General features: G+C 60.4%; 4 protein-coding genes and 2 pseudogenes. 3 read left to right on the plus strand and 3 right to left on the minus strand.

What is annotated here, in order from left to right; translation table 11 throughout:
• Positions 1–194 precede the first annotated feature (194 nt).
• From AYR47_RS21360 to AYR47_RS21370, 3 genes and pseudogenes are all read right to left on the minus strand, one after another.
• Positions 195–4,946, minus strand: coding sequence for an RHS repeat-associated core domain-containing protein (locus tag AYR47_RS21360; protein ID WP_061436739.1), 4,752 nt, complete (start codon positions 4,944–4,946; stop codon positions 195–197).
• A 128-nt stretch (positions 4,947–5,074) separates the two neighbouring features.
• Positions 5,075–8,158: an efflux RND transporter permease subunit gene (locus AYR47_RS21365; protein ID WP_061436741.1), complete on the minus strand. Its 3,084-nt coding sequence runs from the start codon at positions 8,156–8,158 to the stop codon at positions 5,075–5,077.
• 2 nt (positions 8,159–8,160) lie between these two features.
• Positions 8,161–9,268 (minus strand): annotated as a pseudogene (locus tag AYR47_RS21370) (efflux RND transporter periplasmic adaptor subunit).
• Between the two features lie 104 nt (positions 9,269–9,372).
• On the opposite strand from AYR47_RS21370, the gene AYR47_RS21375 reads away from it, so the two are divergent.
• The 3 genes and pseudogenes from AYR47_RS21375 to AYR47_RS21385 all read left to right on the plus strand — a co-directional run bounded on the left by AYR47_RS21375 (position 9,373) and on the right by AYR47_RS21385 (position 13,030).
• The gene (locus AYR47_RS21375; RefSeq protein ID WP_061436743.1) at positions 9,373–10,578 is read left to right on the plus strand and encodes a multidrug effflux MFS transporter; all 1,206 of its coding nucleotides are present in this window, start codon (positions 9,373–9,375) and stop codon (positions 10,576–10,578) included.
• 76 nt (positions 10,579–10,654) lie between these two features.
• Positions 10,655–11,515 carry a pirin family protein gene (locus tag AYR47_RS21380; protein ID WP_061436744.1) on the plus strand — a complete coding sequence of 287 codons (861 nt, stop codon included), beginning with the start codon at positions 10,655–10,657 and terminating at the stop codon, positions 11,513–11,515.
• 68 nt (positions 11,516–11,583) lie between these two features.
• Positions 11,584–13,030 (plus strand): annotated as a pseudogene (locus AYR47_RS21385) (mechanosensitive ion channel domain-containing protein).
• The last annotated feature ends 73 nt before the right edge of the window (positions 13,031–13,103 follow it).

Here is a 13,103-nt window from a genome sequence, read left to right on the forward strand (position 1 = left end):
TATGAGCCATATTTGCTCATCCTCTGTATATGAGAGAAATTCTGGCTTGGTTAAAATGTCAAACAGTTCTGAAAGTTCAGTCTCGTTATTTACATTTTTTGAAACTATAATTTCTTCTCTTTCTCGGTTTTTGGTGTTTTCTGTGCTGTAAGTAAATAAAAAGCCTTGCAGTATCGTGAGGGTTGGTTTCTTTTTCATCTATCAAAATCCGTATAGGCTGTGATTGGTTTTCCATCTCTGTCTAAATGCACAACTGCTTTAGTTTGTTTTCCATATTCTAGTCCATCTCTCTTATATCCTTCGCCGATAATTTTTCCCATGTCCATCGGTCTTGGGGTTTGCGCTCGGCCATCGAGCTTGAATATCAGAATAGCTCTTTCAATTGCATTAAATTGATCTCTATGACTAAGAAAATGCGTGGCAGCACTTGGTAGTCTTGGTGTGCCTGCTCTTCTTCCCCTGTCAAAGGTCTCAATTTCGCCGGTAGTTGGGTTTTTTGCCGTTGCCACCCGTTCCAGTTGGGACTCCAAAGAGGTCTGGGCTCCATGTTTTTCCAAGAAGTGTGCTCCTGGAATTGATGTCTCAAGCTCCGATAATCGCCGATGAATGTTTGACTCAGCCAGCTCATCAATTCTTGCCTGCCGCTTAGCACGCGTCAGTTGCGGTAAAGCGGGCTCTCCGTCATTGATGCTTGACGAAGAGCGTTGAGAAATGGTGCCTTGCTCGCAACCATTTCCCCCAGGGCATGAGCTTAACCCTAGCGGGTCCACCCATCCCGTAGGATTGGGTACGTATTGGTACGCATTGATCCCCCCCACCAATTTCACCGGATCCGGCGTCAAGTAGCGACCAATATCCGGATTGTAGTAGCGGTGACGGTTGTAGTGCAGCCCGCTTTCTTGATCGAAGTATTGACCCTGGAAGCGCAGCGGGTTGTCGACTTGTCCTATGTCGAGACGGCTGATTTCGCCATAGGCGCGGTAGTGGGCTGACCAGACGATTTCACCATCCGGGGCGGTGAGTTCCTGCGGGGTGCCGAGGTGGTCGAGTTGGTAGTGGTAGGGCTTGGTTTCCTTTGGACCAAAGCCATCCAGCAGCGCCAATGGCCGGAAGCTGTCGGGCTCGTAGAGGTAACTGCGGTGGCGATCCTCGTGGTGCTCGGCGATTAGCTTGTCGCCTTGCCAGAAGAACTCGGTCGTAACCCCATCCACGGTCTTGCTGATCCGCCGCCCAAACGGGTCATAGCGATAGCTGGCAGTCTGGCCGTTGGGTTTTTTAATGCCGATCAGGCGATGCTGGCAGTCGTAACGGTATTCAGTGACGAGTGCGTGGCCTTTGCCACGCCGTTCGCGGATAAGGTTGCCGAAGACGTCGTAGTCGTAGTGGTGATCGCCTTGGATCATCAGGCGATTGCCCGCCACGATGTCGGGGCCGGGGCGGTTTTGCATGAGCAGGTTGCCGGCCGGGTCGTGGGCGAAGCGTTCCTGTTCGCCTTGGGAGTGGTCGGCGTGGGTGAGGCGGTTTAGTGGGTCGTAGTGGTAGTGGTGTTCGCCTTTGTGGGTGTCGAGCAAGCGAGTGAGGTTTCCGGCTTTGTCGTAGTCGTAGTGGCGTTGGTAAAAGGTAGTTTGCTGTTGGGTGACGGCGTGGGCGTGCAGGCGTTGCTGGTCGTCGTAGTGGTAGTAGCTGATCAGTTGGCCTTGTTGGCGCTGGCGTTCCTGGCCGGCTTTGAACAGGTGGGATGTCAGTAACGTGCCGTTTAACTCGACAGTGGCGAGGTGTCCACCTTTGGTGTGGTTGAACACCACCCGGTTGTTGTCCGGCAGACGTAGATTTTGCAGTTGGCCGCAGGTGTCGTAGCCATAGCGCAGCGTGCCCCAGCCTTGGTGTTCGGCAGTCAGGCGGTTTTGGCTGTCGTACTCGTAGGCCAACGCCCAGTGGCCATCCTCGACGCTGAGGAGATTGCCTTGGCGGTCGTAGGCGTAATCGACCTTGTTGCCGTCGGGTAGGGTTTTTCTTACGAGCCGACCGGCATAGTCGCGTTCGTAGCGGGTAACCAGCTGACTGCCGTCATCACCGTGTTCGGTCTTTTCCTGCAGGTTGCCATTGAGGTCGTAGGCGTAAGCCGTGCGCTGCCCATCAAACCCGGCTTCCTGTTGGATCAGGCCATTGGCGTGATACTGGAGCCGGTAGGTTTCGCCCACCTCGTTTTCGATCTCGGTCAGCAGCAAACGAGTGTTGTCGTAACGGTATTTGACCTGCGTGCCATCAGCATTGATGCGACGACTGATCAGGTGCAGGCCGTCGGCGTATTCGTAGCGGGTGGCGTGGCCGAGTTCATCCCGTTCGGAGGTGATTTTTCCGTAAGCGTTGTAGGTATATTTACGCGTATCACCGCTCGGCAAGACGATTTGGACTAATCGTCCTACGTGGTTCCACTCAAATTGCGTGAACGCGCCGTGTTCATCTTCCCGCGTAATCTGCCGCCCGAGATCGTCATAGCGATAACGCTTGATTCCTCCAGTCGGCAACTGCTCCTCAAGCAACTGCCCACGCTCATTCCAAACCAGCCGATGACAGCTGTGATCCGGCAGCCAAACCTGCGTCAGTTGCCCGTATTTGTTGTAGCTGTAGTCCGTGGAGTTGCCGTCAGGATCGGTCCTACGCGTAACGTCGCCCTGGTCATTACGCTCATACTTCCAAACCGCTTCACCACGCCGCACAACCCGTACGAATCCGTTGTCATGCTCGTAGGTCGTCGGCTCATCATCCCCCGGAAACAGCGCCACCAACCGTCCAGCTTCGTCGTACTGATACGCCGTGATCGCCCCCAGCGGATCCTGCTCAACCGTCAGCCGGCCTTTGTCATCGTAGGATTTGAAATGTTGGGCCCCGTCAGGATCCACCCGCTGCACCAGCCGCGCTCGCTGGTCATGCACGTAGACTTCCTGGCTGCCATCGGCGTTAACCACCGTGACCTGCCCGTTGTCATCCCAGGCATAGCGCGTGTCCATCTGCGAGAAACTGGCCCAATGCCGGACACATCGCACCGCCTTACCAGACCTTTCCCACGCCCAGAAAAAACTCGCGCCACCGGCCAAGCCACGCTCAAGAATGACGTGCTGCGCGTCGTACCGATAAACCTCGCTTTCGCCTACGGCATTGGTCGCTGAAACCAACCGACCCGCCGCGTCATAGGCGTAGGCAACAACGTTTTGCTCTGTCACCCAAATAAACGGACCGTCGTCCACGGCCCGCTCAATCTGGTAATCCACCGCCACAATGCGGCCCGACGCATAGCGCAAAAACAACGAGCGCCCCACGCCGTTGTCCAGCCGCTCAATCTGCCCCAGGTAGTTACGGAAAATGCGCAGTCGGTTGTCATACGCATCGCTGATCGCCGTCAGCACGCCGTCGCGGAAGTGGTAGAAACGTGCCCCTTGAGACAGGACCAGTTCATCGGGTAAAGCGCCCAGATAAATCGCAGCTTCGGCCAGGCTATTGGTAATCGCCGGCCGAGAAAGCGTGGGCAAGGGCAGGGTAGTCGTGCGGTTCTCATGATCCGTCCACACCACCGAATTCCCGGAAACACTCAGCCGATGCGCCAGCGAGTGACTCCAGCCAAACCCCAGCCCGCAATCCACGTCCACCGCACTGGTGCGGTACAAGCGGGTCCACTCAAACGGCAAGATCCCGTCCAGCGTTCCGTCGGTGAGCTTCAGCAGTTCCTCACCCGTGACCATCGACACTGGGCAGCCGTTAGTGGCTGTCTTGTCCGAAGACGCCGCCGCATCCCCAGCCGGGTTTCGAGCAGAAACAGGCACATCATCCACAGGCTCCGCCTGCTTCAGCACTGCGTTCTGCCGCGCCTTCCAGCGCATCTGCAGCCTGCCTTGCTTCAACCCGCCAACCACCCCGCGAACCGCGACCGCCTTGTAGCGATCCACGGCCTGCATGAACTTCGTCAGAATCCCCAAAAGCCCCCTGACAAAACCCACCGCCGCCTCAAGAATCTGCCCGCCATACTTGACCAACCGCAGGCTCAAATACGCCACACCCGCCGCCGGCAAGGCGATGGTCAACACTACGCCAATCACCAGATCAATCAGCAACGACACCACAAACCCAGCCGCCATCTCAGCCATTTCACCGAGCGGCATTGCGTCCAACCAGATCATCGCCGTGCGCAGCATCAGGAACAGTGCTGCCTCATCACTGGCCAGCAACATCGCCTGTTCCATGACTTTGGGCGCATCGGTGGCGAGCTGTGCCAATTTGGCCGCTTCTGCGCCCAGCTGTTCGACATACTTCAATGGGTCATCAAGAATCGCCTGCACCAGCTTGATGCTGTCCCACACATCACGAATCGCGGCCCAACTGCCCGCCAGTACGCCGCTGCCAATCGCGCTGGCGGTGGACTGCTCCCAGTGCGGCTTAAAACCCGACCACTCAGACCGAAGCCACTGCTCCAAGTCCCCTGTCAGCCCAGCGTAGGACGCAAACAACGCGTCCACTTGCTCAGCAGAAACGCCCCCCTGCACCCGCACCTGATAACGCCCGCCCGCCGCGCAGTGGTGCGAGCCTTTGCCTTGGTCATCCAACATGACCACGGTGGAACTGCCGTCATCCAGCCCGATCACCTCCACCGGGATATTGCCGATCGGCACGTCATACACCGACTCGAACAGGCTCTCGATCTTGAGTTCGCCTCCCGCCGGACACTGAGCCACGGTCGAAAAGTCGGTATCGGAAAGGCTCACCGCCCGCTGCGAATCACCCACCCGCAACACCCGATCCATCCCCAGCAGCGACGGCATATCCAGCCCATGGCTCACCGAATCCAGCGCACGCGAATACCACGCGTCCATCTGCTGGCGATAAAGCACCAGGCTCTGATGGAAACCATTCAGCTCAAATTCAATCAGGGCAATGTGGGAAGGGTGGGTCATCGGCGCCGATTCCCCACAGATGACGCACAAAAAGGCAAAGCACTAAAAAGAAAATCCATCCGCAATCCCTCGCACTGTGTATTCAGGCGAGGGACTTTGCGGACCTTTTCAGGGGAGGGGAGTAGAGCTTATCCGGCAGTTATGTGGGAAGTTTCGACAGTTTTCGTCTTCTCTCGCCCCAGCACCAAACTGCACAGCGCCGGCAAAAACAACAGCGTCAACAGCGTGCCCACCAGCACCCCGCCGATCAGCACGTAAGCCAGGGACGACCAGAACACCGACAGTGTCAGCGGAATAAACGCCAGCGCCGCTGCCAGTGCAGTGAGGATCACCGGTCGTGCGCGGCGCACCGTGGCTTCGACGATGGCTTCGCGAATCGCCATGCCGTGCTCCTGGTTCTGGCGGATCTGGTCGGTAAAGATCAGCGTGTTACGCATGAGGATCCCGCCAATCCCGATCAAGCCCAGGATCGCGTTGAAGCCGAACGGCTGGTTGAACAGCAGCAAGGTCGGCACCGCGCCGATCAACCCCAGCGGCGCCGTGGCGAAGACCATGAACATCACGCCGAACGACCGCACCTGGAACATGATCACCGTGAGGGTCAGCAGGATCATGATCGGGAACAGCGCGGCCAGGGCGACGTTGGCCTTGGCGCTTTCTTCCACCGGGCCGCCGATGTCGATCTGGTAACCGGCGGGCAGCTTGGCGATCAGCGGTTGCAGGTCTTTGTACACGGCCATCTCCACGTCGGGCGGTTGCACGCCGTCGATGATATCGGCGCGCACTTCCACGGTGGTCGCGCGGTTGCGGCGCTTGAGGATCGGCTCTTCCATCACTGCCTGGAAATGCCCGACCTGGGCCAATGGCACCGAGGTGCCGGCGCTGTTGGTCAGGGTCATGTTGTTGAGGTTGCCGAGGTCTTCGCGTTGGCTGCCCTGGGCGCGGGCGACCACGGAGACGGTGCGGTTGCCCTCACGCACTTCGGTGATCGGGTTGCCGCTGAGCAAGGCATTGAGCTGGGACTTGACTTCATTGGGCGTGAAACCCAGCAAACGCAGGCGGTCTTGATCCAGCACCAGGCGATAACCGCTGGTACGCTCGCCCCAATCGAGGAAGGCGTCCTTGGTCAGGTTGTTGGCGGCGACCACTTTGCGCACGTCTTCGGAGACGCCGCGCAGCACATCCACATTGGGGCCGGACACACGGAACACCACCGGGAACGGCACTGGCGGGCCGAACAGCAACTGCGTCACGCGCACCCGCGCCGCAGGAAACTCACCGGCCGCAATGCGTTCACGCATGCGCAGTTTCAAAGCGTCGCGCGCGTGGGAGTCCGGGGTCTGCACGATCAGCTTGGCAAACGCCGGGTCCGGCAGTTCGGGGTTCAGCGACAGGAAGAAGCGTGGCGCGCCGCCGCCCACGTAGGTGTCGACCAGTGTGGTTTGCGGCTCTTGCAGCAGGGCTTTTTCCAGCTGCGCGGCCACCGCTTCGGTGCTTTTGAAGGCACTGCCGGGCGGCATGTACACCTCGAGAATCAGCTCGGAACGGTCGGAGTTGGGGAAGAACTGCTTCTTCACCACGCCCATGCCCAGCACGCACAGCACAAACGCCGCCACCACCAGGCCGGTGACCAGCCAGCGCCCACGTACACACGCTTCGACCAATGCCCGCAGCTTCTGATAGTAACGCCCGGCATAGATTGCATCATGGCCGCCCGGCACAGGCTTGATCTGCGGCAGCAGTTTCACGCCCAGGTAAGGCGTGAACACCACGGCCACCAGCCAGGACGAGATCAGCGCAAACCCGACGATCCAGAAGATATTGCCGGCATATTCCCCGGCACCGGAACGGGCAAAGCCCACCGGCAGAAAGCCGATGATGGTGACCAGCGTGCCGGTCAGCATCGGCGCTGCCGTGGAACTCCAGGCAAAGGTGGCGGCGTGAATCCGGTCGAAACCTTCCTCAAGCTTCACCACCATCATTTCAATGGCGATGATCGCGTCATCCACCAGCAAACCCAGGGAAATGATCAGCGCGCCGAGGGTGATGCGGTCGAATTCACGCCCGGTCAGCAGCATGATCACAAACACCACCGACAAGGTCAGCGGCACCGCTGCCGCCACCACCAGGCCCACACGGAAACCCAGGGCCAACAGGCTGATCACCATCACCACCGCGAGGGCGACGAAGAATTTCAGCATGAACTCGTTCACCGCCAGGCTGATGTTTTTCGCCTGGTCGGAAACCTTGGCGAAGTTCACGCCCAGCGGCAGGTCGGCCTGGATCCTGGCTTCCTGGGCCTTGAGGCTCTTGTCCAGTTCGAGGCCGTTCCAGTGTTTCTCCATGATCACACCCAGCATCAACGCCGGGTCGCCCTGATGGCGGATGCGGTAGCTGGGCGGGTCTTCATAACCACGGCTGACGGTGGCCACATCGGCGATTCGCAACACGCGGCCATTGACTTCCAGCGGCACGTTTTCGATCAGCGACAGGCTGTCGAACGCACCGTCGATCCGGATATAGGCGCGGGCCCCGGCGGTCTCGACGAAGCCCGACGGCGCCACGGCGTTTTGTGCGGCCAATGCAGAAAATATCTGATCCGGCTTGATGCCCAGGGTTGCCAGGCGCTCGTAGGAAAACTCCACGAACACTCGCTGCGCCTGCTCGCCAAGGATATTGACCTTCTTCACCCCCGGCAGGTTGAGCAAACCCTGGCGCAGGTCTTCGGCCATCTGCACCTGTTGCCGATGGGGCAGGTGTTCAGCTTCCAGGGCGTACAGCGCGAAGTACACATCGGAATATTCATCGTTGAAGAATGGTCCGATCACGCCCTTGGGCAGCTTCGCAGCTTCATCACTGAGTTTTTTGCGGGTTTGGTAGAACAAGTCCTGGATTTCGCTGGGGCGCGTGGACTCCTTGTAGGTCATGCGCATCGACACGAAACCGGGTTGGGCGATGGTCTCGACACGGTCGTAGTAATCCAGTTCCTGCAGGCGTTTTTCCAGGCGATCGGCCACCTGTTCCTGCATTTCCTGGGCGGTGGCGCCGGGCCAGGCGGCGGTGATGGTCATCACCTTGACGGTGAAGGAGGGGTCTTCGGCGCGACCCAGCTTGCCGAACGAGAAGATCCCGGCCGCCAGGATCGCGATGATCAGGAACAGCGTGACCGCGCGATGCTTGACCGCCAGTTCCGAGAGGTTGATACCGCGCATGCTCAGTTGTCCTGTTTGCGGTTGAGGGCCAGTATTTGCGAGGGCAGCAGGCGCACGGCGTCACCGCTGTGCAACAGGTGTGCGCCGAGGGCAACGATGATCTGGCCGGGGGCAACGCCACTGTTGAGCAGCGCGTCTTCCTGGCCGAGGCTGGCGACGTTCACGGGAGCGAAACTGACTTTATCGTCCGCGCCGATCAGCCACACGCCGGTGCCTTGTCCCGAGTCCTGCAGTGCGCCAATGGGCACGCGGGTTTGCTGGGCCTGGCCGTTGCCTTGCAGGCGTACGGTGATGGTGGAACCGAGGGCGAAGCGGTCGACGGCCCCGTGCAGCACGTAGCGGGCGCGGTAGGTGCGGGTGGTCGGGTCGGCGCTGGCAGAAAGTTCGCGCAACGTGGCGGTCACCGCCTGGTCCGGGGCGCCGAAGGGGAAGGCCAGGGCTTTTTGTGAGGCTTGGTCGCGCTGGTTTTCTGGCAGGTTGACGATAGCTTCGCGGGCGCCGTCATGGGCCAGGCGCGCAACAATCTGCCCTTCGGCGACCACCTGGCCGCGATCCACACGCACGTCGGTGATGATGCCGTCGCCATCGGCCCTTGAGTACGGAGTAGGTGCGACGGTTTTCGATCTGGCTGGCGTCGGATTGCGCCGAGGCCAGTTCGGCTTCGGCCACCCGCAGGTTGGTCGCGGACTGGTCGAAGATCTGCCGCGACACGGCGCCGGTGTTGGCCAGGCGCTGGTAGCGGTTTTCGTCGTCACGGCGCTGGCGCAGTTGCGCCTGGGCGGCGTTGACGCGATTTTTCGCCGAGCGCAGGGCCAGTTCGAAGTCGCCGATGTCCAGCACCAGCAGCGTGTCGCCACGGGAAACATGCTGGCCGGGGTCGACCTTGCGTTCGATGACCTTGCCGCTGACCCGGAAACCCAGGTCGCTTTCGGTACGTGCTGCAACCACGCCGGTGTAGGCGCTCTGCTGAGTGCCGGCGGCTTCGACTTTGGCGGCGAGGACCGGGCGTGGCTGAGTCACTTCGGCGGCGGTGTCGGCCTTGCTGTTGCAACCGTTGAGGACGATCAACAGGGCCAGGGGCGTGAGAAGACGCAAGGGAAGAGGGTGCATGGCGGGCTCCGGGGGGGTAACCATTGGGCAAAAAATTATGGACATAATTTTTTACGCATATTATGGTCGAAATATAAATTAATCCAGCCCCCCGGATGTCCCCCATGAGAAACGCCCCGGTCCCCTCGCGAAGCCTGTTGTTTTTACTGGTGGCCCTGACGGCACTGGGTGAGGTTTCAACCCAATTGATCATTCCCGGCCTCGGCGCCATCGAGCAGGCACTCGCAGCGCCAGCCGGTTCGGCACTCATGGCGCTGTCGGCGTTTGTGGCTGCTTTCGGTCTTGGACAATTGCTGTTCGGCCCGCTATCGGACCGCATTGGCCGGCGCCCGGTGCTGATCGGCGGCCTGGTGCTGTACGTGCTGGCGACCTTGTCGATGCTGCTGGTCCACGACATCCACCAGTTCATCGCCGCCCGCGTGCTGCAAGGCCTGGGCGCCTGCGCCGCGTTGGTACTCGCACGCACGGTGGTGCGGGATGTGTGGAAGGCCGAGGCGGGGCCTGCACTTGCGTTGACCATGATCGGCATGCTCTACGCCATTGTGGTGGCACCGATGGTCGGTGGCCTGTTGATCAAACTGTTCGGCTGGCACGCGCCGATCGTCCTGGCGCTGGTGATTGGCAGCGTGGTGTTACTGCTGGCCTTGCTGTTCTTTCGCGAGAGCAACCATTTCCTGGATCCCAAGGCCGGTCACTGGCGCACCCTCGGCGGGCAGTACCTGGATCTGCTCAAGGGCCGCCAATACCGTGCGTTCGCCGTGGCCTTGGCGTGCACCTACGGCGCGATGTTTGCGGTGATCGCCGGTTCTTCGGCGGTGTTCATCAATCTACTGGGCTTCAGCACGCTTGAGTACGGCATCAATTTCGGCCTGATCGTGTCGATGCTGATCGTCGGTTCCACCTACACCCGACGCAACATCATGCGTCTGGGCCCGCAGCGGATTGTGGCGATGGGCGTGACGATGGTCGCCGTCGGCGGTGTGTCCGCGCTGGTCATTTATGCACTGTTTGGCCTGTCGGTACTCGGCCTGGATATTCCGATCGCACTGGTCACGCTTGGCGGCGGCCTGGTGTTGCCGGGCTCGGTCACCGGGGGCGTCATGCCCAACGCGCACCGCGCTGGCCTGGCGGCAGGCCTGATGGGGTTTGCGCAGATGTTCGGCGCCACCTGCAGCGGTGTGTTACTGAGCCAACTGCGCGATGGCAGTGCCGCGCCGATGATCATTATCCAGGCCTGTTTTGCGCTGACGGCCTTTGTCGCGTTTCATCTGCTGCGTCAGCGCCAAGTCAAGGGATTGTCCTATACGTAGGACGATCCAAGCTGCTTTTGCCGGCTAGTGCTCAACCGCCAGCCGACTTATGGTGTAGGCACTTTGGAGGTACACCATGAAAAAGCTTATCGGCATCTACACCAGCCCTCGCGGCCATTGGGTCGGCGACGGTTTCCCGGTGCGCACGCTGTTTTCCTACGACACCCTGGGCAAACACATCAGCCCATTCCTGCTGCTGGACCACGCCGGTCCAGCAGATTTCACCCCGACCGAACAACGTCGCGGCGTCGGCCAACACCCTCATCGCGGCTTTGAGACGGTGACCATCGTCTACGATGGCGAAGTTGAACACCGCGATTCCACCGGCGCCGGTGGCACCATCGGCCCCGGCGACGTGCAATGGATGACGGCCGCCAAAGGCATTCTCCACGAAGAGTTCCACTCCGAAGCCTTCGCCCGCAGCGGCGGCGCGCTGGAGATGGTGCAACTGTGGGTCAACCTGCCGGCCAAGGACAAAATGGCCGACGCCGGTTACCAGACCATTGTCGACGGTGACATTCCAGTACTTCCACTGGCCGACGACGCTGGACAATTGCGCCTGATTGCCGGTGAATTCGCAAGCGTCCAGGGCCCGGCGCGTACGTTTACGCCCATCGACGTGTGGGACTTGCGCCTCAACGCCGGCAAACCCGTCACGTTGGATCTGCACGAAGGACGTAACACCGCCCTGGTGATCCTGAATGGTACGGTGTTGGTCAATGGCGAGGAGGTTGCGCGCCAAGGGCAATTGGCGCTGTTTGAGCGTGATGGTCGCCAGCTGATATTGGAGGCCAACGACGACGCCAAGGTGTTGCTGCTCAGTGGCGAACCCATCGACGAACCCATCGTCGGGCATGGGCCGTTCGTGATGAATACCGAGCAGGAGATTCATCAGGCGTTTGCGGACTTTCAATCCGGTCGTTTCGGGCAGATGTAAGCACGCCCGCTATACCCTGCAGCGGCATTTCATGCGATCTTCACGGCATTCGCCCTGGAGTCGCCTGGATGCCCTCATTTATCGCTGATCACCCGATGCTGTGCGCCCTGGCGCTGATCTTTATCGACATCGCCGTGTGGCGCCTTATTTCCGTCAACCTCGCCAACTGGAAGCTCGCGGCGCGGTTGGCGATCTTTGCTGTGTACAGCGCCGTGCTGTTCAACGACGGCATGAACCCCATGCAAGTGGCGCCCTATGCGGACAACACCGCCTTGCACCTCGCGGCCACCGCCTTGCAGATTGGCTGGTGGCTGTTCGCGGCGCGTACTCTCACGGTATTGCTGGGTGCGGTGATGATGCAGCGGGTCGGGCACACCGGGCGCCTGTTGCAGGACCTGGTCGGCGCCGTGATTTTCCTGATCGCGATCATCGCCGCCATGGCCTATGTGCTCGACCTGCCGGTCAAGGGTGTGCTCGCTACGTCCGGCGCGGTGGCTATCATTGTCGGCCTGGCGCTGCAAAGCACGCTGAGCGATGTGTTTTCCGGGATCGTGCTCAACACCACCAAGCCGTACCAGATCGATGACTGGATCTCCATTGACGGAACCGAAGGCCGGGTGACCGACATCGACTGGCGCGCCACGCGCCTGCAAACCTCCCAGGGCAGCCTGGCAGTGATCCCCAATTCCCTGGCGGCCAAGGCCAAGATCATCAACTTCTCGCGCCCGGCGGACATGTTCGGCCTGTCGGTCAGCCTGCAAGTCAGCCCCCATGCGCGCCCGCAAACGGTGATCGAGGCGCTGGAGCGTGCGATGCAGGGGTGTCGGCCGCTGCTGGGCAAGCCGGCGCCGAGTGTGGCGTTCAAAACGTCCGCCAGTGGTGGCGTCGAATATGAAATCAGCGGTTTTGTACCGGCCATGGCCCTCAAGCGCGAGGTGCGCAACCAGCTTTACGACCTGGCCTTCCGTCACCTGCAAGCGGCGGGTGTCGGCTTGCTCTCGGCCACGGAAAGCAGCGCGCCTGCGGCCATGTCAGCCGCCCGTGCATTGCTGGAGCGTTCGTCGATTTTCTCCACCTTGCGCCAGGAAGAGAAAGATACCTTCAGCCAGAACATGACCCTGCACACCTACCGCGCCGGCGACATGATCCTGCCGGCCCGGGGAGGTCAGCGATCATTTGTTTATCGTCGAATCCGGCGTGGTCTCGGTGATGTTGATCAAGGGCGGGCACAAGTTCGAAGCCGGGCGCATGGGGCCAGGGGAGGTGATCGGTGAGGCGGGGATTCTGTCGGACCAGGCGGCGCTGGCGGATTTTTCGGCCAAGACCTTCTGCACCCTGTACCGCATCGAGAAGGAATACTTGAAACCGTGCCTGGATGCGCGCCACGACATCAGCGAAGCCATGAAGACCCTGCTGGATTTCCGCCTGCACGCCGCGCAGGCCTTGACCCAGGAGGCGCCCGTGGTACCCGTGAAGAAGGGCTTCCTGCAGTGGCTGCGCCAACGCGGGCTCTGAGGGTAAAAACCGACTAACCTGCGTTTTTCGCACGTTACCCCACGCAATAAATCGTTTGTCCAACGGCTGGCCG

The organism is Pseudomonas azotoformans (assembly GCF_001579805.1).
Taxonomy (GTDB): Bacteria; Pseudomonadota; Gammaproteobacteria; order Pseudomonadales; family Pseudomonadaceae; genus Aquipseudomonas; species Aquipseudomonas azotoformans_A.